General features: G+C 58.9%; 14 protein-coding genes. 9 read left to right on the forward strand and 5 right to left on the reverse strand.

The annotated features are described in order from the left end of the window. Window positions 1-2 precede the first annotated feature (2 nt). The 8 genes from tcyN to DU29_RS0106680 all read left to right on the forward strand — a co-directional run bounded on the left by tcyN (window position 3) and on the right by DU29_RS0106680 (window position 8,821). Entirely contained in the window at window positions 3-758 is a 756-nt protein-coding gene (gene tcyN, locus DU29_RS0106645) for an L-cystine ABC transporter ATP-binding protein TcyN (protein ID WP_028621030.1), read from the forward strand. Window positions 759-1,234: 476 nt separating this feature from the next. Then, window positions 1,235-1,999: a hypothetical protein gene (locus DU29_RS0106650; protein ID WP_028621031.1), complete on the forward strand. Its 765-nt coding sequence runs from the start codon at window positions 1,235-1,237 to the stop codon at window positions 1,997-1,999. A 306-nt stretch (window positions 2,000-2,305) separates the two neighbouring features. Further along, complete coding sequence (locus DU29_RS0106655) at window positions 2,306-3,547, forward strand: SfnB family sulfur acquisition oxidoreductase (protein WP_028621032.1); 1,242 nt, start codon at window positions 2,306-2,308, stop codon at window positions 3,545-3,547. A gap of 37 nt (window positions 3,548-3,584) precedes the next feature. Beyond that, window positions 3,585-4,778: an SfnB family sulfur acquisition oxidoreductase gene (locus tag DU29_RS0106660; protein WP_028621033.1), complete on the forward strand. Its 1,194-nt coding sequence runs from the start codon at window positions 3,585-3,587 to the stop codon at window positions 4,776-4,778. Then, window positions 4,778-6,136, forward strand: coding sequence for an LLM class flavin-dependent oxidoreductase (locus DU29_RS0106665; RefSeq protein ID WP_028621034.1), 1,359 nt, complete (start codon window positions 4,778-4,780; stop codon window positions 6,134-6,136). The genes DU29_RS0106660 and DU29_RS0106665 overlap by 1 nt, the downstream gene beginning before the upstream one ends. Window positions 6,137-6,253: 117 nt before the next feature. After that, window positions 6,254-7,063, forward strand: a complete 810-nt coding sequence (locus DU29_RS0106670) for a MetQ/NlpA family ABC transporter substrate-binding protein (protein ID WP_028621035.1) — start codon at window positions 6,254-6,256, stop codon at window positions 7,061-7,063. Window positions 7,064-7,065: 2 nt separating this feature from the next. Next, entirely contained in the window at window positions 7,066-8,187 is a 1,122-nt protein-coding gene (locus tag DU29_RS0106675) for a methionine ABC transporter ATP-binding protein (protein ID WP_028621036.1), read from the forward strand. Next, window positions 8,177-8,821 (forward strand): methionine ABC transporter permease, encoded by a 645-nt coding sequence (locus tag DU29_RS0106680; RefSeq protein ID WP_028621037.1) that lies wholly within the window; start codon window positions 8,177-8,179, stop codon window positions 8,819-8,821. The genes DU29_RS0106675 and DU29_RS0106680 overlap by 11 nt, the downstream gene beginning before the upstream one ends. A gap of 112 nt (window positions 8,822-8,933) precedes the next feature. Here the strand turns inward: DU29_RS0106680 and DU29_RS0106685 are convergent, their stop codons facing one another. After that, the gene (locus DU29_RS0106685) at window positions 8,934-11,729 is read right to left on the reverse strand and encodes an RHS repeat domain-containing protein (RefSeq protein ID WP_028621038.1); all 2,796 of its coding nucleotides are present in this window, start codon (window positions 11,727-11,729) and stop codon (window positions 8,934-8,936) included. Window positions 11,730-11,986: 257 nt separating this feature from the next. Between DU29_RS0106685 and DU29_RS0106690 the strand changes: the two genes are divergently transcribed. Next, entirely contained in the window at window positions 11,987-12,613 is a 627-nt protein-coding gene (locus DU29_RS0106690; RefSeq protein WP_028621039.1) for a class I SAM-dependent methyltransferase, read from the forward strand. 10 nt (window positions 12,614-12,623) lie between these two features. Here DU29_RS0106690 and DU29_RS0106695 read toward each other — a convergent pair whose 3' ends face one another. The 4 genes from DU29_RS0106695 to DU29_RS0106710 form a co-directional block, all read right to left on the reverse strand. Beyond that, entirely contained in the window at window positions 12,624-14,861 is a 2,238-nt protein-coding gene (locus DU29_RS0106695; protein ID WP_028621040.1) for a glycoside hydrolase, read from the reverse strand. 93 nt (window positions 14,862-14,954) lie between these two features. Continuing rightward, complete coding sequence (locus DU29_RS0106700) at window positions 14,955-18,017, reverse strand: efflux RND transporter permease subunit (RefSeq protein WP_028621041.1); 3,063 nt, start codon at window positions 18,015-18,017, stop codon at window positions 14,955-14,957. Next, a complete protein-coding gene (locus DU29_RS0106705) occupies window positions 18,014-19,081 on the reverse strand; it encodes an efflux RND transporter periplasmic adaptor subunit (RefSeq protein ID WP_028621042.1) in 1,068 nt (355 codons plus the stop codon). Before DU29_RS0106705 ends, DU29_RS0106700 begins: the two co-directional genes overlap by 4 nt. Then, window positions 19,078-20,181, reverse strand: a complete 1,104-nt coding sequence (locus DU29_RS0106710) for an efflux RND transporter periplasmic adaptor subunit (protein ID WP_028621043.1) — start codon at window positions 20,179-20,181, stop codon at window positions 19,078-19,080. Before DU29_RS0106710 ends, DU29_RS0106705 begins: the two co-directional genes overlap by 4 nt. Between the last annotated feature and the right edge of the window lie 13 nt (window positions 20,182-20,194).

The following is a 20,194-nucleotide window of genomic DNA, read 5'->3' on the forward strand; positions in this document are numbered from 1 at the left end:
CAATGATTGTCGTGGAAAAACTGACAAAGCAGTTCAAGGGTCAAGTCGTGCTCAACGGCATCGATCTGCAAGTGAAGGAAGGCGAGGTCGTCGCCATCATCGGGCCCAGCGGTTCGGGGAAGACCACGTTCCTGCGCTGCCTGAATTTTCTTGAAGAACCCACCAGCGGCCGGATCAAGGTCGGCGACATCGAGATCGATGGCAGCCGCCCACTGAACCAGCAACAAACCCTGGTGCGACGCTTGCGCCAGCACGTGGGTTTCGTCTTCCAGAACTTCAACCTGTTTCCTCACCGCACCGCGCTGGAAAACGTGATCGAAGGACCGATCGTGGTGAAAAAAATGGCCCAGGCCGAAGCGATCGCCCTTGGCAAAAAGCTCTTGGCCCGGGTTGGCCTGGCGGGCAAGGAAGACGCCTACCCGCGTCGACTGTCAGGCGGTCAGCAGCAGCGCGTGGCGATTGCCCGTGCGCTGGCGATGGAACCGGAAGTCATCCTGTTCGATGAGCCGACCTCAGCGCTTGATCCGGAGCTGGTGGGCGAGGTACTGGCGACTATTCGCAGCCTGGCTGAGGAACGACGCACCATGGTCATCGTCACCCACGAAATGGGTTTTGCCCGTGACGTCGCCAATCGCGTGGTGTTTTTCGACAAGGGCGTGATCGTTGAACAGGGTGAGGCGAAGGAACTGTTTGCCAATCCAAAAGAACAACGGACGCAGCAATTCCTCAGCAAGTTTCTTAACAACGCCCATCACTGAGTTAATTCCCGGACGTCAACTTCCATGGATGGAAGCTTCTTTCTTTTTATCCTCTACACCCCATCTCTCCAATACATTTAACTCAAACACAATAACCTGATTTTGTAGCTTCGAGCGGTACATATATATGTCCTGCGACATTTTCGCTCGCCTAAAATCAGACAAATCCATCACTCCCGGTGTGAAGGGATCATCGCGAATCAAGCGCGCAAAGGCCCGGTTTTGCGGGCATGTTCGACTGAACGATGGCGCAGATTAACCGTGAAGCGTAGGAACTTTCTGAATAACGCAAGATATCGCGCATAACTAATTTCAACTATTGACAACTATTAAGCCGATCTCTTATCTAGTCAAACTTCAGACATCCTTCGCTGCACACAGCCGTTATTCACAGCACTACAAAACCGTTCGTTATGTTGCAGTTTTCTAATTGATCTCAGAAACGGACTTCGCCGCTAGACTTCAAGGAAAGACCCATGAAAAACAATTCGAACACAACTGAACTTGCGGCACCGATCGTGGCGCAATCGCACAAAAGCGGTATCAACATCACCTCGGCGGCATTTCTGCTGATCGATGTGCCGCCTTACGCTGGCATGGACGCAGGCGACCTGATCGAATTGTTCTGGGATGACTGCTACGTAGCTTCGAAAGTGCTGGAGGCGGATGACGTCGGCAACGCCGTCGCTCTGCGCATACCGGAAAGCTTTATCGCGAACGGCGCTTCACGGATTCACTACCGGCTGATGCAGGTTGGTCAGGGGCCGGCGCAGTCGCCAACCACGCAGGTGCAGGTCAAGCTCGACTGCCCGGGTGGTCAGACCCTGGCGTTGTACACGGATGAAAACCAGCGTCTGGAGCCGGTGCACATCCCCGAGGCCATCCGCCGCAAAGGCGTCAATCCCAGCCAGATCAAGCGCGGCGTTCCCTTGACCATCGCGCCCTATCTGAACATGGCCGTCGACGACGAGGTCACCTTGCGCTGGGGCGACGTGCGCATGGACTTGCCCAAGCTCACCGCCAGTGATGTCGGCCAGCCGATCCAGGTCTGGGTACCCCCCGCGATCATCATCGAGGCCGGCGAAGATCCGCGGCTCGACGTGACCTATTGCATCCTCGACCGGGTGGGCAACAACTCTCGCTGGGCGCCGGCACGGACGTTGAAGATTGGTTGCGTGAATCCGTATCTGCAAGTCCGTTCGAAAGAACTGTTGATGGCCGCAGAGCCACGCAAACGCTGAATCTCAACAACCGTAGGAGCAAAGCTTGCTCGCGATGGCGTCAGTCCAGCCATTCCGTGTAATCGTTCTTCGCGAGCTAGCTTTGCTCCGACGGAGGTGGATCGCCATCTTCTATCTATATTCCTAAAAGTTAGTGTATTAATTTTTTATACGCGTTTAGGGTATATAAACCGGACCACCGGACATTCTTGTTTATACGTCGCCGCCACACGCGGCGCCCATGAGATGTGAGGTAGGTATGGTCCGGAACACAATCACCCCAGTGCAGATCACCAGGGCATTGCGTGCAGCCAAGGAGCGGCGCTGATGTCCAGTCTGGCAGATGCAATCATTCAGAGTGATCTGGATGTCGCTCCGTTGTTGTTGCCCGCGCAAATCCTGCGCAACGATGCCCAGGCCATAAAGGCCGCCCATGAGCTGGCGCAAGTCGCCCGCGTGCAAGCGGCCAAACGCGACCGTCAGCGCAAGTTACCGTGGTCAGAAATCGAACAGTTCACCCGCAGCGGTCTGGGCAGTATTGCCATACCGCGTAAGTACGGTGGCCCGCAGGTTTCCTTCGTCACCATCGCCGACGTGTTCGCGATCATTTCGGCAGCCGATCCGGCGCTGGGGCAGATCCCGCAGAATCAGTTCGGCATTCTCAATCTGGTCTTGAGTTGCGCCACTGACGCGCAAAAAAAACAGCTGTTCAACAGCGTGCTGGAAGGCTGGCGCATCGGCAACGCAGGCCCGGAACGGGGCACCAAAAACACTCTGGAACTGACAGCAAGAATCACTGCAGACGCCGATGGATTTATCCTCAGCGGGCAGAAATTTTATTCGACTGGCGCACTGTTCGCTCATTGGGTCGCGGTCAAGGCGCTGAATGACGAGGGTAGACAGGTGCTCGCCTTCGTCCGTCGCGGGACGCCGGGGCTGCGCATCGTTGATGACTGGTCCGGTTTCGGCCAGCGGACCACCGCCAGCGGCACCCTTTTGCTGCACAACGTGCGTGTCGAGGCCGAGCTGGTCGTGGACAACTGGAAGATCAACGACACGCCCAATATTCAGGGCGCCGTGTCGCAGCTGATCCAGGCAGCAATTGACGCCGGCATCGCCCAGGGCGCCATCGATGACGCTATCGAGTTCGTGAAAACCCGCGCACGGCCGTGGATCGACGCCAAGGTCGAGCGCGCCAGTGACGACCTGTATGTAATCGCCGACATAGGCAAGCTGAAAATCGAATTGCACGCCGCCGAAGCACTGTTGCGCAAGGCCGGGGGCGTGCTTGATCAGGTCAATGCTGCACCGATCACTGCCGAGTCCGCCGCACGCGCTTCGATTGCCGTGGCGGAAGCCAAAGTGCTGACCACCGAGATCTCATTGCTGGCCAGCGAGAAGCTTTTCGAACTGGCCGGCAGTCGCGCCACCCTCGCCGAATTCAACCTCGATCGTCACTGGCGCAACGCACGCGTGCACACCCTGCACGATCCGGTGCGGTGGAAATATCACGCCGTCGGCAACTACCACCTGAACGGCACGTTGCCCCGCCGCCACTCATGGATCTGATGACCCGACAATTTTTACCAGAGCTCTGGAGAAATACATGACGCATTCTCACCACGTCGCGGTCATTACCAGCGACGAGCAAGCCTTGATTGTTGCCAGCGATCTGGCCGATGACTTCAAACGCGACAGCGCTCTGCGTGACCGCGAGCGGCGTTTGCCACATTCGGAACTGGAAGTGTTTTCCCGTTCGGGCCTGTGGGGTATCAGCGTGCCAAAAGCGTACGGCGGTGCCAGCGTTTCCAACGTCACGCTGGCCAAGGTGATCGCGCTGATCGCCCAAGCGGATGGGTCGCTCGGGCAGATCCCGCAGAATCATTTTTATGCGTTGGAAGTGCTGCGCGTTAACGGCAGCGTCGAGCAGCAAAAACGTCTCTACGCCGAAGTATTGGCCGGCCAGCGCTTCGGCAATGCGCTGGCCGAACTCGGCACCAAAAACGCCCATGACCGCCTCACCCGACTGACCCGCGACGGCGATGGATATCGCATTAGCGGCCGTAAGTTTTACGCCACGGGCGCGATCTATGCGCAACGTATCCCAACTTCAGTGGTGGATGAACACGGCGTGCAGCAACTGGCCTTCGTGCCCCGTGACAGCAAAGGGTTGACCGTCATCGATGACTGGAGTGGTTTCGGCCAGCGCACCACCGGCAGCGGCTCGGTGGTGTTTGAAGACGTGTACGTCGCTGCCGAAGACGTCATCCCGTTCCAGAGCGCTTTCGAACGGCCGACGCCTGTCGGGCCCTTGGCGCAGATTCTTCACGCGGCCATCGACACCGGCATCGCCCGCGCCGCGTACGAAGATGCCTTGCACTTCGTGCGCAGCAAAACCCGGCCGTGGATCGACGCCACCCATGAAAAAGCCACCGACGATCCACTGACCCTGAAGAGTTTCGGCCACCTGAGCATTCGCCTTCATGCGGCTGAAGCACTGCTGGAACGCGCCGGCGAACTCCTCGACAAAGCTCAGTCGCACACCAATGCCGAGACAGTCGCGGCGGCGTCCATTGCGGTCGCCGAAGCGCGCGCGATCAGTACCGAGATTTCTCTCGCAGCCGGCAGCACGTTGTTCGAGCTGGCGGGCAGTCAGGCAACACTGGCCGAGCATGGCCTGGACCGGCATTGGCGCAACGCCCGGGTGCACACCCTGCACGACCCGGTGCGCTGGAAATATCACGCCGTCGGTAACTATTACCTCAACGATGAAAACCCGCCGCTGCGGGGGACTATCTGATGGCCCGTGCGAAAAAGAAGATCCTGCTCAACGCGTTCAACATGAATTGCATCGGCCATATCAATCACGGTTTGTGGACGCATCCCCGCGACACGTCGACCCGATACAACACCCTTGAATACTGGACCGAACTGGCCCAACTGCTGGAGCGTGGTCTGTTCGACGGTTTGTTCATCGCCGACATCGTCGGGGTGTACGACGTTTACCAGAACTCGGTTGATGTGCCGTTGAAAGAGTCGATCCAGCTGCCGGTCAATGATCCGCTCTTGCTGGTGTCGGCCATGGCCGCTGTCACCAAAAACCTCGGCTTCGGTCTGACCGCCAACCTGACCTACGAACCGCCGTACCTGTTCGCCCGGCGCATGTCGACGCTCGATCATCTGAGCAGTGGCCGGGTCGGCTGGAACATCGTTACCGGTTACCTCGACAGCGCCGCCAAAGCCATGGGCCTGAGTGAGCAGGTCGAACACGACCGGCGTTACGACCAGGCCGATGAGTACCTCGAGGTGCTCTACAAACTCTGGGAAGGCAGCTGGGAAAACGGCGCGGTGCTCAACGATCCAAAGCAGCGGATCTACGCGCAGCCAGACAAGGTGCACAAGGTCGAGCACCAGGGCGAGTTCTATCAGGTCGAGGGTTATCACCTTTGTGAACCTTCGCCGCAACGCACCCCGGTGCTGTTTCAGGCCGGCAGTTCCGATCGCGGTTTGCAGTTCGCCGGGCGGCATGCCGAGTGCGTGTTCATCAGTGGCCAGAACAAACCATCGACCAAATTGCAGGTGGACAAGGTGCGCGCCAGCGCCGTTGCGGCCGGGCGAAATCCTGAGGACATCAAGGTGTTCATGGGTTTGAACGTGATTGTCGGCGCCACGCAAGAGCTCGCATGGCAGAAGCACGCCGAATACCTCAGCTACGCCAGTGCCGAGGCGGGCGTGGCACATTTTTCGGCATCCACCGGGATCGATTTTTCCCAATACGCCATCGACGAGCCGATCCAGTACGTGAAAAGCAATGCGATCCAGTCGGCTACCAGACATCTGCAGAACAACGACTGGACCCGCCGCAAATTACTCGAACAACACGCCCTCGGTGGCCGCTACATCACCGTGGTCGGCTCGCCCGGGCAGGTGGCCGATGAGCTGGAATCGTGGATCGCCGAGACCGGGCTGGATGGCTTCAACCTGACGCGGATCGTCACGCCGGAAAGCTACGTAGATTTTATTGAGCTGGTAATTCCGGAGTTGCAGCGCCGTGGTTCGTACAAGACCGCTTACGACACCGGCAGCCTGCGGGGAAAACTGTTTCACGGTGAGGCGTATTTGCCTGAGCGACATACGGGCGCTGCGTTCCGCCGCTGAAACATCGCCAGCAAGCCGGCTCCTACAGGGGCAACGCGATCCCTGTAGGAGCTGGCGTGCCAGCGATGAGGCCCGCGCAAACACCCAAACTCTTACGCACTGACTGGAAAATACACCATGAAAAAGCCCCGTCTACCTCACCCAGTCAAAGCACTGGCCTTGGCCTTCGGCCTCTTCAGTTCCGTCACCTTCGCCGCCGACGCGCCGCTCAAGATTGGCACCACCGCAGCCTTCGCCATCCCGCTGGAAGCGGCCGTCGAAGAAGCCGACAAACAAGGCCTAAAGGTTGAACTCGTGGAGTTCAGCGACTGGATCGCGCCCAACGTCAGCCTCGCATCCGGCGACATCGACGTGAATTACTTTCAGCACATTCCATTTCTTGAGAACGCCAAAAGCGCCGCCGGGTTTGACCTGGTGCCGTTCGCGCCAGGCATCATCAACAACGTCGGCCTTTACTCGAAACAGTACAAAAACTTCGACGAGTTACCCGAACGCGCGAGCGTCGCTATTGCCAACGACCCGATCAACAGCGGTCGTGGCTTGCAACTGCTGGCCAAGGCGGGCCTGATCACGCTCAAACCGGGTGTCGGTTACAAGGCCACCGAAGAAGACATCATCGCCAACCCGAAGAACATCAAAATCCTTCAAGTCGAAGCCGTGCAACTGGTGCGCGCCTATGACGACGCCGATCTGGTTCAGGGCTACCCGGCCTACATTCGCCTGTCGAAGACCTTCGATGCCGGCTCGGCGCTGCTGTTCGACGGCCTCGATCACAAGGAATACGTGATTCAGTTCGTGATCCAGCCGAAGAGCAAGACAGACCCGCGACTGATCAAATTCGTCGACATCTATCAGCACTCCCCGTCCGTTCGCGCCGCCCTCGATAAAGCGCACGGCAAGCTGTATCAAGCTGGTTGGGAAAGCTGAGCATGACGGCTGCTATCCAACGGCGACTGGAGACTCCAGAGCCTCAACACGCGCGACAGACAGAACTGCACCCGGAGCTGAACCGAGCCCACGTGCGCTTCATTGGTCTGGGCAAAACCTACAACGGTCAACAAGGCCCCGTGGCGGCGTTACAGGGCATTGACCTGGCGATACAGCGCGGGGAAGTGTTCGGCATCATCGGCCGCAGTGGCGCGGGCAAATCTTCGCTGATTCGCACCATCAACCGTCTCGAGCAACCGAGCACGGGACGCGTGCTGATCGATCAAATAGACATCGGTGAATTCGATGAAAACAGTCTGGTGAAGCTGCGTCGGCGCATCGGCATGATCTTCCAGCACTTCAATCTGATGTCGGCCAAGACCGTGTGGCAGAACGTTGAGCTGCCCTTGAAAGTAGCCGGAGTAGCGAAAGAAAAACGTGAAAGGAAAGTACGCGAGTTATTGGAACTGGTCGGTCTGGAATCAAAACATGAGGCCTACCCGGCGCAGCTGTCCGGTGGCCAGAAACAGCGCGTCGGCATTGCCCGGGCGCTGGTGCACGACCCGCAGATTCTGCTGTGTGACGAAGCCACCTCCGCACTCGATCCTGAGACCACGCAATCGATCCTCGGACTGCTGCGCGAGATCAATCAGCGCCTTGGTCTGACCATCGTTTTGATCACCCACGAAATGGCGGTGATCCGCGATATCTGTGACCGCGTGGTGGTGCTGGAACAAGGGCGCATCGTTGAGCAAGGGCCGGTGTGGCAAGTGTTCGGCAACCCGCAGCACGAGGTCAGTAAAACCTTGCTGGCGCCGCTGCAACACGCCTTGCCGGAGGATCTGCAGAGCCGCCTTCAGGCGCAACCGCCGTCGCCCGATGCGGGAGTCGTGCTGCGGCTGCGCTTCACCGGCAGTGCGACCGACGAGCCGGATCTGGCCGCGCTGTTCGCGGCGCTCGGCGGGCGTGTGCGTTTGCTGCACGGTGGCATGGAAAGGATTCAGGGGCATGCGCTCGGGCAGTTGTTGTTGGCGGTGACGGGTTCATCGCTCGCAACTGAAGCCTTGCGGCAGCGTGCGAGTCAATGGGCGCAACAGGTAGAGGTGCTCGGTTATGTGGTTTGATCGCTTGTTGCAGGGGTTCACCGATACCTTTTTGATGGTCGGCGTGTCGTCGTTGATCGCGCTGCTGGCGGGCATTCCACTGGCGGTGATCCTGGTCACCAGCGGCAAAGGCGGCATCTACCAAGCACCCGCGCTGAACCGCGCATTGGGCGCGTTCGTGAACCTGTTCCGCTCGATTCCGTTTCTGATTTTGATGGTGGCATTGATTCCGTTCACCCGGCTGATCGTCGGCACCACCTACGGCGTCTGGGCAGCGGTCGTGCCACTGACCATCGCCGCCACGCCGTTTTTTGCGCGGATCGCCGAAGTCAGTTTGCGCGAAGTGGATCATGGGTTGATAGAAGCGGCGCAGGCGATGGGTTGCCGGCGTTGGCATATCGTTTGGCATGTGCTGCTGCCTGAGGCGCTGCCGGGGATTGTGGGTGGTTTCACCATCACGCTGGTGACGATGATCAACTCCTCGGCCATGGCCGGGGCGATTGGTGCCGGCGGGCTTGGGGATATTGCTTATCGCTACGGCTATCAGCGGTTTGATAGCCAGATCATGTTGACGGTAATTGTGTTGCTGGTGGTGTTGGTGGCGATGATTCAGCTGGGTGGGGATCGGTTGGCGCGGGGGTTGAATAAGCGCTAGTCCACCGAGTGCCTGAGCATACACGAACGGTAATAACACTTTAGAGACAGAGTGTGCCTGCCCTTTCAAGATCTGATTATGCAGCACATAGCCAACTCGCGCGCGGTAAGTCTTAACTGCTCAGGAGACCGCTAAACAATTGGCTATCTGCAAGCCTGGCCTGATACAACTGGTTCATGCTATGTGCCGCAAATACCAAGCTGTCAGCATTTTCAGAGGCCATTTTGGCCCTCAGATCTGGACTCCTGTTAAAAAAATAAACGGCGGTATCAACATCGATACCCGAATTTACGCGACCAAAATGTTCTCCGACAGCGCTAATAAAGCTTTCGTGATCCAGCGTAAAGTCATTCATATATTCGACAACCATCCCGCCTTGCATAATGATTTCAGACACACCCTGCTCAGGAATATCAAATTGTGTTCGCGGTGGAGAAAGCCGCGACGTATTGGAACTCAAATAAAAATGATCTAACGCACCAGCCCCAATATTTGAAAACCTGTTCACTCTGTTTAAATGCAAAATTTCATGACCCAATATCATGCTCAGGGAACCGGCTTTTATATGATGAGTATTAAGAGCCACCCGACCATAAAAATCCTCCGTGGAGATGTGAGCCTGATATTTTGGGTTTCCCCTGTAAGCTAAAAACTTACCGTCCCCCCAAGCCCCCTGATACTCTTTTGCCATTTTCTGCCCTCGCGTCCAAGCGTCGAAAACCTTGCCGACAACATCCCTATAAGCAGGACCAAAGTACTGCTGCATAATTGTTTCGCTTTCCGCAAAATTGCTCTTAAGGGCTTCCTGTGCGCCAGAAAAAAAGCGCTCAGCTTCTAACAACTCTGCTTTGACAATGGCTCTCTGCTCTGTTTGGAGTTGTGTTAACCCACGAGCGACTATCACAGCCCCAACCGGAATGTTGCTCTCAAACCCATCATTCTCCCCTTCATACCAGCGCCCATCCACATCCTTTCGATTAACAGGACTATTGGAGACAAAGGTAAAAAGGTTGAGACCGTTCACAAGTCCGGCCGGGTCGGGGCTTAACCATAACTGTAGCCACGGCGCGTAATAGCGATATCCATAGTAATGAAGCCCCGTCGCATCCCGCTCCTTGCCCGAATAACGATGTGTTTTGTACTTCGCGGCCAATGCACTTTTCCCCGCCCAACAGGCCGTGCCGCCGAAGGTATAGTAATGTTCTCGCGTCAGCACGCCTGCTTCGTGATCCAGTTCCAGTGTGCTGGACCCGAGATGATCGCTAACGCTGTAACGCAGTTGATCGGTGTGCGCGCCATCTGGCCAATGCAGAGCTCGAATGCTACAGCGTCCCGCGTCGACGCTGATGACATGTCTCTCTTCGCCGTCGGCCTGCCGATGGACTTCCAGACCGGGCAGGTAACGCACTTCCGTACGCAGGGTTTGATTATTGGCCTGGCTGACATGCACTTTGCGCAGGCGATGACCGGGGCGGTCGTAGGTGTAGCACTCGTAATCGTCGGGCTCGTTTGCTCGCTTGACCAAGGTCACCCGGCTTAACTGATTGCGGCCGTCCCAGATCATGGTTTGTCCGCGTTGCAGCTCCCGTTGATTGCCGCAGGCATCGAAACCGGAATCTATTTGCGCCTCGCCCGGCAGAGAGCCGTCCTCCCGTTGCGCCAGGCTGCGGTTGCTGCGGGCGGAGGTGAACATGGAAAAGCCCGGAGCACCGCTGTGATGGCGGGTGATCAGGTTTCCTGCCGGGTCGTACTCGAAACGTTGGGTGTAGTTGCGCCGCTGAGTCGGGTCCAGCGGAATTGGCAGCAAGTCCGGTAGCGCAGGCCCGTGGCTGGGTTGGCTCACCTCCCAGCCGCTGGCTTCGATCAGTTGATAGAGGCTGTCATAGCGGTAGCGATTGATCGGGTCGATGCGCTGATTGTTGAAATGGGAAACGGGTTGGGACTGGTCTTCCAACTCGACGATGTTACCGACAGGGTCGTAGCGGTAGTGCAGATCCTGCTGTGGTTTTTGATCACCGAATTGCGAGATCAGTCTGATCAACCGACCGTTATCGGCGCTGTAGTCGGCACGTGTTACCACGCCATTGCCGGCGGTTTCGCTTTCGATCTGATCATGGGCGTTGTAGTGGATGTCGCTGATCAGCCGTTGAGGGTTTCCCGGCCCATCCAGTAACAACCCTGCCTCACGCAATTTGCCCGCCACGTCGTAGCCAAAGGTCCGCTCATTACCCATGGCATCGGTCAGACGCTGGAGTTCGCCAGAGGGATTGAACGCGTAGCAGGTCACGAATGGCTGCTTTTCCAGCAACCTGTCTCGGTCTTCTAACTGTAACGGCCAGTCGGGAATTCCGAGGTCGGTGAGAAAGCGGCAGTTTTCAATCAAGACCGAACCGGTCAGCCCGTAGTCGACGACGAATTGCGTGCTGGCCGGATTGTCATGACGGATCAGCCGTCCGCACTGATTGTGCAGGGTGAACGCTGGATCGGAGCCACCGTAGGCCAGGCGCTCCAGCACGCGCGATGGTTCGCCGGCGACTTGCTCGGCGACCGTGATTGGACGTTGTTGATCGTCATAATCGATGTGACGCTGACTGCCCCGCGCATCCCGGAATGAACACAGCGAGCCGGCCTGATCCAGCAGGCTCAGCTGCCAACCGGCATCGACGCTGTCCGTCAACAATGGTTGTCCGCTCAAGCCGTGGACGGTGCTCAGATTCGGCTTGGGCGCTGTTCCCCACAATCGCGGGTCCCAGGTTTCAGCCATCCGCCCCTGAGCGTCGAAAATCTGCCGGGTAATGCGAGACTCAATGACGGCGTTATCCGGACGCCGACAGTAGGCCACGCTGCGGATCGCCAGCGAACGCGGCTCCATGGCCGTCAAGGTCGGGGTGTGAGAGTGGGCGTTCACGGTATCGACGGTCCTTCAAGGGTCAAGCAAGACTGAGCCGTTTCGAGCAGGACCGATACTGTAAGAAGTAACAGGTCGGTGGCTGTCAGATCGCCTTCGCGAGCAGGCTCGCTCCTACAGGGGACCGTCGCGCACACAAATCTGGTGTGCGCTGGAGATCAACTGTGGGAGCGAGCCTGCTCGCGATTGGCTGCGCAGCAGCGTCGGTCTTGAGAGCGTATATTCTGCAAATCCCAATTGCCTGCGCAGCCGCCCCGATGAAACAGACCCCCGACGACCTCCAGCAGATCACCGCCACCACCCTCGGCCATTACAACTCGGTGGCCGAGGGGTTTCGCCAAGGGACGCGCGATCACGACGTCAGTCAGAACATTGATGCGCTGTTGCGGCATATCCACGGTGCGGCACCGTTCGACATTCTCGACTTTGGCTGTGGCCCTGGTCGTGATTTGCAAACGTTCACGCGCATGGGGCATCACGCTGTCGGGCTGGATGGCTCGGAGAAGTTTGCGCAGATGGCGCGCGATGACAGCGGTTGCGAGGTGTGGCAGCAAGACTTTCTGAAGCTGGATTTACCTGCCGAACGCTTCGACGGGATTTTTGCCAATGCGGTGCTGTTTCACATCCCGCGTCAGGAGCTGCCGCGGGTGTTGAAGCAATTGCTCGAAAGCCTCAAACCCGATGGCGTGTTGTTCAGCTCCAATCCACGCGGCGACAATCAGGAGGGCTGGAATGGTCCGCGCTACGGCTCGTATCACGACCTGCAGGCATGGCAGGCATTGATGACTGAAGCAGGGTTCGTCGAGTTGGAGCACTATTACCGGCCAGCGGGGCTGCCACTCGCGCAGCAGCCGTGGTTGGCCAGTGTCTGGCGCAGGCTGTAACGCCTGCGGCTCAGTGCGGGCTGGCAACCTGATAACTCACCGCGCCGCCCTCGGGCGTGAACGCCGTGATGCTGTGCGCAGCCAACCGCTGACCCTGCACTTTTCGCTCGCACGCATCAAAATTGGCCACTAACCGCGTGGCATCGGCAAACGTTGTTTGCTGCACCTTGCGATCCTTTGTCAGCCAACTGAAATCAGTCAACGCCTGAGTCGCCAGACGTTCATGCAGCGGCCGAAAAAACGCGTCCTGACGCTGGATCAAAGGCAACCGCTGCTCCAGCGTTGCGGCACTCAGGTGATAAAGCGGCGCGACGTTATAGAGCAGTTGAGTCAACTCGTTTTCAACATGGACATTATTCAGTTTCAAACTATCGAAGGTCCAGTGATGGCTGGTGATGACCGAGCCATGGAACACGGCCTGGTAAAGCGGTAAACGCATGACCGGATCAAAATAAAGACCGCGATAAGGTTCTTTGGCCGGCACCGATTTGAAAAAAATATCTGGCTGTTCGGGGGGAAACCAGCTGCCCAAAAAATAAGGCGAGCGCGGGTTTTTGCTCATGGCCTCATCGCCCCAGCCGAACACCGGCGTCTGCATGCCGTGGGCAAACAGAATGCCCTGCGCGGTAACTGCATTGCCGTCTTCGGAGCCCATGGCCAGGTTGAGCGTTTCATTGATCCAGCGGCCGGCAGCGATATTCTCGGCGGCGTTCTGCGCCTGGGTCATGCTCGCGCCGGGCCGGTAACTGTCAAACAGCATGCCCGCCGCTGTCACGTCCAGAAACCAGCTGTTGAAGCCGGCCACGGCCTGGATAGCTTTGATCCGTGATTCAAGCAAAGGCCTGATGCATCTGGGGTCGGTGTAGTAGCCGCTGTTGAGAAATCCGCTGCGCATTTCTCCGCCCTTGAGGACGATGCCGCAGTTGCGATAAGCGTTGCTGCCGAGATGGGCTGTGGTCCAGTCCGGGTTGTCAGTCGGGCTCAAGACCGTTTCGTATGAATCATAAGGCGCTACCAGATAGCCCGCGGCCACACCCGCCCGAACGGCTTCGGGATGCCACAGCCCCGCTTCCCACGCGTCACCCACTCCCAGCCAAAGTCGCGGCAGCCTGGCCTGCTGCAATCGCTCGATCATGTTCACTGAAACAGCGTCGCCCCACCGCGCTGGATCCGCCGTCAAGGCAGCGGCGAAGACCTGCGCAAATTCGGCTCGCAGCTCACCATAACGCTTGGCCAACACGTGCATATCGGGCTCGCTGACCGTTTGCCAGCTCTGTCGCGCAGTGCGATTGAGCGCTGCATTGAGATCGCGCAACAAGCTGCGTTGCTGATACGGATTGAGCGCACGCCCCGCGCCCTTCAACACCTTTTGACTCTCTTCTCCCAGATAGCCGCGCAACTGCTTCGCTGTAGGCGATTGACCGTTGAGCAACGTAATCAACGCTGGCCAGTCCCGCACATCCGCAGGCCCCAGCAAGCCTCCACCCCACAGGTAGATATGCGCAGCACCGAGCAATTTTTTGCCTTCCGGGGTCATCACCAGCTTGGCGCTCAGGGTTTCATATCGTCCTGTGTCGAGCAGCCATTGCCGATACCGTTTGGCACCGCTCAAGAGATCGGCGGCGCCCAGCGTCAGGCGAAAAGTCATCGCTGCAGTCGGGTCCAATGCGGTGAATTCGTGGCTCGCTGCCAAAGCGATTCCGCGACCGTCAGCACTGAACGTCAGCCGATTGTTATAGGGGTTGGTCATCAGCCAGTTCAGTGTGAAATTGCCGTGATCGACGCCCCACAGCGGCAAACTCAAATCCTGCGTGGTGTTGAACTCGCCCTGCTTGAGGAGGAACGTTTGCCATTGCTCATGACCGGAAGGCACATAATGCCCCTCGGCCAGCGGCCAGATCAGGCCTTTGCCCATGGCGCTGCCGGGCTGTCTGAGAAAGCTCAGCTCGCCGGGTTCACGGGCGGCAATGGACAGGATCAGATCATGTTGCTCGAGGACTGCGCTGAGCACCCAAGCGCCGTCGTCCCATTGCCAGTCAATGCGGTTTTCGCTCAGCTTGAGCTGGTCAACCTTGCGCGCGGGGGCACCAGTGGATGCCTGCACGGGAGTGCCAAGCGCAGGCGTCACACGAACGGCCAAGGTTGCCGCGTCGACCTCCACACGCCAAAGCGCATTCTCAAGCACGGTATCGGCCAGCGCCCATGGACACGTCAGCACGCCAGTGATCAACAAAACAAAACGCCACATGACGCGTCCCTCTTCCGGATAGAAAAGGGACGCTAACGCATCACGCCTGGCTTGTAAGTCAGACCGTTCCGAAAGTGACGGCCGGACGCAACATCAAGCCGGAGTCGAGGCCTCTTTCTTCGGCTCGCGAATCTTGTACCAGGCCACGTACAGCGCCGGCAAAAACAGCAGCGTCAGCAACGTCGCGATAATGATCCCGCCAATCATCGCGTAGGCCATCGGCCCCCAGAACACTTCCCGGGCGATCGGAATCATCCCCAGGCTCGCGGCGGCCGCAGTCAGCAAGATCGGTCGACGGCGATGTTCGGTGGCTTGCAACACGGCGTCCCATGGCGCGTAGCCGTCTTTCTCGTAGGCATCGATTTGCGTCACCAGAATCACCGAGTTGCGGATGATGATGCCGATCAGTGCGAGAATCCCCAGGATGGCCACGAAGCCCATCGGCGTGCCCGTCGGGATCAGCGCCAACACCACGCCGATCAAGCCAAGCGGCGCGACACTGGCCACCAGGAACATCTTCTGCACGCTGTGCAACTGGATCATCAGGAAGGTCGCCATCAGAAACAGCATCAACGGCACGACCTTGGCGATCGGCCCTTGGGCCTTGCCGCTTTCCTCGACCGTCCCGCCGGTAGCGACCTTGTAACCGACTGGCAAACCTTCGGCGAACTTGTCGATGGCAGGCTTCAGTTGCTTGACCAGATCGGTCGGCTGAATCTCGTCGCGCACTGCCGCCTTGATGGTAATGGTCGGCTTGCGGTCGCGGCGCCACACCAGCGGCTGCTCGAGTTCATAGCGCACCGTGGCGAAGGCGAGCAGCGGAATCGACGTGCCGCCCGGCGTGACGATCTGCAGGTTCTGCAAGGTTTCCGGCGTGCCGCGCTCTGCGTCGACCGCCCGCCCGACCACGTTGATCAAGTAGATATCGTCGTTGACCTGAGTCACCGGCGCCCCCACCACGATGCTGTTCATCAGGTTGGCCACGTCTTCCGAAGACAACCCCAATTGCCGCGCCCGGTCTTGTGCAATGTCGATGCGCAGGACTTTACCGGGCTCGTTCCAGTCGTAGATGATCTCGCCGATGTGCGAGTTCTTGTCCAGTTCAGTGGCCAGCTCGATCGCGTGTTTGCGCACCTGATCGATGTCTTTGCCGCTGACCCGATACTGAATCGGCCGCCCCACTGGCGGGCCCATTTCCAACGCTTGCACGTAGCTGCCGATGCCGACGAACTCTTTGCGCAAACGTTCGTTCAGGCGCGCGCTCAGGGCCGCTCGCGATTCCAGGCCTTTGCTGACGATGACCAGTTGCGCGTAGTACGGGTTCTGCAATTGCTGGTCGAGCGGCAGGTAGAAACGGATTGCCCCTTCGCCGATGTAGGTGCTCCAGCGCACGATGTCCGGGTCACCCTTGAGCGATTCTTCCAGCTTGTCGACAGCCTTGCGGGTTTCGGCGATCGAGGCGTTTTGCGGCAGGTTTAGATCGACCAGAATTTCCGGGCGGTCCGAGGACGGGAAGAACTGGTTCTGCACGAATTGCATGGAGAACACCGAGGCGGCGAACAGCGCGATGGTGATGCCGATCGCCCACCAGCGATTACGCATCGCCCAGAGCATGCCGCCGTTGAAGGCGCGGCCGATGCGTCCCGGCTCGGCGTTATGCGGTTTCACCTTGGCGCTGAGGATGTGCACGCCGATCACGGGCGCGAACAGCACCGCGACAACCCACGACACCAGCATCGCCACGGCAATCACCGCGAACAGCGTGAAGGTGTACTCGCCCGCCGAGCTGGCGTTGAGACCAATCGGCACGAAACCGGCCACCGTCACCAGCGTGCCGGTGAGCATCGGGAACGCGGTCGAGGTGTAGGCAAACGTCGCTGCCTGTTCTTTGGTCTCGCCCATTTCCAGGCGTGTGACCATCATCTCGACCGTGATCATCGCGTCGTCCACCAACAGGCCGAGGGCGATGATCAGCGCGCCGAGGGAAATCCGCTGCATGGTGATGCCGCTGTATTCCATGAACACAAACACCATCGCCAGCACCAGCGGGATCGAACACGCCACCACCAGCCCGGCTCGCACGCCGAGGCTGATAAAGCTGACGATCAGCACAATCACCACCGCTTCGAACAATGCGCTGGTGAAACCGCCAACGGCTTCTTCTACCACTTCTGCCTGGTCCGACACCTTGTGCACACCGACGCCCACCGGCAAGTCGGCGGTCAGTTCATCCATGCGCAGGTGCAGCGCCTTGCCGAATTCCTGAATGTTGCCGCCCTTCTTCATCGCAATCGCCAGGCCTATGCCGGGCTGGCCATTGAAGCGGAATTCCGGGGTCGACGGGTCGACGTAACCGCGACTGATTTCGGCGACATCCGCGAGGCGATAGAAGCGGTCGTTGAGCCGCAGGTTGACGTTGGCCAGGTCTTTCTCGGATTTGAATTGCCCCGTGGTGCGCACGGAAATCCGCTCCGGACCGGCCTCGATCACGCCCGCCGGGGTCACGGCGTTTTGCGATTGCAGGCTCTGCACCACCTGGCCTTGATCGATACCCAGTGCGGCCAGTTTGCGCGTGGAGAAATTCAGGTAGAGGACTTCATCCTGCTCGCCAACCATTTCGACCTTGCCGAGCCCCGGCACTTCGCGGATCTCGGCGCGCACCTGCTCGACGTAGTCGCGCAACTGACGCATCGACAAACCATCGGCGGTGAAGGCGTAGACCGAGCCGAACACATCACCAAATTCGTCGTTGAATCCCGGCCCTTGCAGGCCTTGTGGGAAGTCCCCGCGAATGTCGTTGATCTTCTTGCGCACCTGATACCAGATGTCCGGGATGTCCTCGGCGCTGGTGGTGTCGCGCAGGTACACGAACACCGTCGATTCGCCGGGGCGGGTGTAGCTTTTGACGTAATCGAGGGAGTCGAGCTCCTCGAGCTTTTTCTCGATGCGGTCAGTCACCTGCTTGAGGGTTTCTTCCTGCGTCGCACCGGGCCAGCGGGTCTGGATCACCATGGTTTTGATGGTGAACGACGGGTCTTCCTCGCGACCAAGGTTCATGTACGAGAACACGCCCATCAGCAGCGCAACGAACATCAGATACCAGACAAACGACTGATGCTTGAGAGCCCATTCAGATAAATTGAAACTCCCTTTCATTGCGGGCTTTCCTCGTCGATTTTCACTTTCTGGCCAGGTTTGAGGCTGTTCACGCCAGCACTGACAACGCGCTCGCCGGTCTTCACGCTGTTGGTCAACACAACGCTGCTGTCAGTGCGGCTGACAAGGCTGACGTCCCGTGGGGAAACGGTCTGCGTTTGCGGATCGACGACCCAGATGCGCGTCTTGCCGTCGACTTCCTGCAGCACGCTGATCGGCAGTTCGATACGCGGTTTGATCGTCGAGCTGAGGGTCACGCTGATCGCTGTGCCCAGACGAAAGCCTGGCGGCGTGTCGGTCAGCGTCAGGCGCGCGCGCCGGGTGCGGGTGGCGCTTTGTGCCTGGGGTTCGATTTCGCGAACGATGGCCGTAGTGGTGATGCTCGGGTCGAGTTGCGCGGCGACCTGAAACACCACGTCCGTGGGCAACTGCTCAACCAGGGTGTCAGGCAGGTCGATCACTGCTTCCTTGATGTCCGGTTGTGCCAGGGTCACGACCTGCTGGCCGGCCGTCACCACTTGCCCGGCTTCGGCATTCCACGCGGTGACGATGGATTTCTGATCGGTGCGCAATTCGACGTAACCGAGTTGGTCTTTGGCCTGGTCGACAGCCGCTTTCGCCTGATCGAGGGAGGCCTGAGTTGTTTTCAGATCAGTCTGGGCGATGTCCAGTTGCGCCTGCGCGCCAACCCCGCGATTGAACAACTCCTGCTGGCGTCGCGCGTTGGCCTGGGCGTTGATGAGCTGTGCCTGGATGCGGGCGAGATCGCCTTGGGCCGAACGCAACTGGTTCTGCTGATCGGTGGGATCAAGGGTCGCGAGCAATGCGCCCTTCTCGACTTCAGCGCCCACGTCGACGTTGCGACTGGCGATGCGCCCCGGCACACGAAAGCCCAGATTGCTTTCATAACGCGCCTGAATGCTGCCGGCGAAACGGCCAAGGGTTTCTTCGTTCAAGGCCTCGACCTTGATCGACAATACCGGGCGCACCGGCTCCGGGGGCGCTTCCTCTTTCGAGCAGGCCGCGAGCATGACAGCGGCGACCACCAGCCACAGACGCTTCATGGCTGAGCTCCTTCGACAAGATCCTTATAAGTGTTTTCGGCGATTTCCACCTTCACGCCCGGGTGCAACAACTGGCCGCCGGCGATCACAACTTTCTCGCCGCCCTTGAGGCCCTCGCTGATGACCACGTGGCCGGTCAGATAACGGCCGACAGTGACTGTATGCAACTGCGCCTTGCCTTCGGCATCCACCAGCCACACGGCCGGATCGCTGAGATTTTTGGTCAGCGCCGACCACGGCAGCTCAACCGCCGATTTGCCCGGTGTCTTGGCGGTGGCGCTGACCACCGAACCGAGTTGCATGCCTTGTGGCAAATGATCAAGGGTGACTTTGACTTGCACGGTGCCGGTCTGCGCTGACACCGCGGGGGTGATTTCCCGAACGGTGCCGGTGGTTTTGATCGATGGGTTCTCCAGCAGGCTGACCTCCACCGTCTTATCAGAAGGGGCTTCGCTCAACAGCGATTCATAGATGTTGAACACGGCGTCGCGCTCACCGTCCCGGGCCAGGCTGAAAATCGGCACCGTGGCCTGCACCACCTGGCCGACTTCAGCCTGACGCGCCGTGATCACGCCTGGCGCGTCGGCGATCAGCGCGGTGTAGCTCAACTGATCGCGGGCGTTGGCCAGTTGCGCCTGGGCCGCCGCCAGCGCACTTTGGCTGCTGCGCAACGCGGCTTGAGCGGAGTCGTATTCGCTTTTGCTGGTGTAGCCCTTGGGCAAGAGTTTTTCCTGGCGTACAAAAGCTGCAGCGGTCTGCTTGACCCGCGCCTGTTCGGCGGCGACTTGTGCTTGCGCAGAGTTGACGTTGGTCTGCAGGTCCTTGGGATCAAGTTTAGCCAGCACCTGTTTGGCCGTCACGCGATCGCCCACATCAACCATGCGCTGAATGATCTTGCCGCCCACGCGAAACGACAGTTCAGTCTGGACCCGCGCCTGGACATCGCCGGTGAGGGTCACTGAAGCGGCATAATCAGTGGATTTGACGGCTTGCACGAACACCCGCGGACGGTCCTTTTCGACCTGCGGTTTATCACCACACGCGGTAAGCAACGTCAGCAGGCTCAGGCCAACCACTGTTTTCAATCGGGGACCAGCCATGCAAACTCCTTTG

The sequence above is a fragment of the Pseudomonas sp. Ant30-3 genome, assembly GCF_000690905.1.
Classification (GTDB): Bacteria; Pseudomonadota; Gammaproteobacteria; order Pseudomonadales; family Pseudomonadaceae; genus Aquipseudomonas.

Excerpts from the sequence above, each read along its gene's own strand:
- DU29_RS0106665 (WP_028621034.1), top strand. The coding sequence starts at position 4,778 with ATGGCCCGTGCGAAAAAGAAGATCCTGCTCAACGCGTTCAACATGAAT.
- DU29_RS0106650 (WP_028621031.1), top strand. The coding sequence starts at position 1,235 with ATGAAAAACAATTCGAACACAACTGAACTTGCGGCACCGATCGTGGCG.
- DU29_RS0106710 (WP_028621043.1), bottom strand. The coding sequence starts at position 20,181 with ATGGCTGGTCCCCGATTGAAAACAGTGGTTGGCCTGAGCCTGCTGACG.
- DU29_RS0106700 (WP_028621041.1), bottom strand. The coding sequence starts at position 18,017 with ATGAAAGGGAGTTTCAATTTATCTGAATGGGCTCTCAAGCATCAGTCG.
- DU29_RS0106680 (WP_028621037.1), top strand. The coding sequence starts at position 8,177 with ATGTGGTTTGATCGCTTGTTGCAGGGGTTCACCGATACCTTTTTGATG.
- DU29_RS0106670 (WP_028621035.1), top strand. The coding sequence starts at position 6,254 with ATGAAAAAGCCCCGTCTACCTCACCCAGTCAAAGCACTGGCCTTGGCC.
- tcyN (WP_028621030.1), top strand. The coding sequence starts at position 3 with ATGATTGTCGTGGAAAAACTGACAAAGCAGTTCAAGGGTCAAGTCGTG.
- DU29_RS0106695 (WP_028621040.1), bottom strand. The coding sequence starts at position 14,861 with ATGTGGCGTTTTGTTTTGTTGATCACTGGCGTGCTGACGTGTCCATGG.
- DU29_RS0106675 (WP_028621036.1), top strand. The coding sequence starts at position 7,066 with ATGACGGCTGCTATCCAACGGCGACTGGAGACTCCAGAGCCTCAACAC.
- DU29_RS0106705 (WP_028621042.1), bottom strand. The coding sequence starts at position 19,081 with ATGAAGCGTCTGTGGCTGGTGGTCGCCGCTGTCATGCTCGCGGCCTGC.
- DU29_RS0106655 (WP_028621032.1), top strand. The coding sequence starts at position 2,306 with ATGTCCAGTCTGGCAGATGCAATCATTCAGAGTGATCTGGATGTCGCT.
- DU29_RS0106660 (WP_028621033.1), top strand. The coding sequence starts at position 3,585 with ATGACGCATTCTCACCACGTCGCGGTCATTACCAGCGACGAGCAAGCC.
- DU29_RS0106690 (WP_028621039.1), top strand. The coding sequence starts at position 11,987 with ATGAAACAGACCCCCGACGACCTCCAGCAGATCACCGCCACCACCCTC.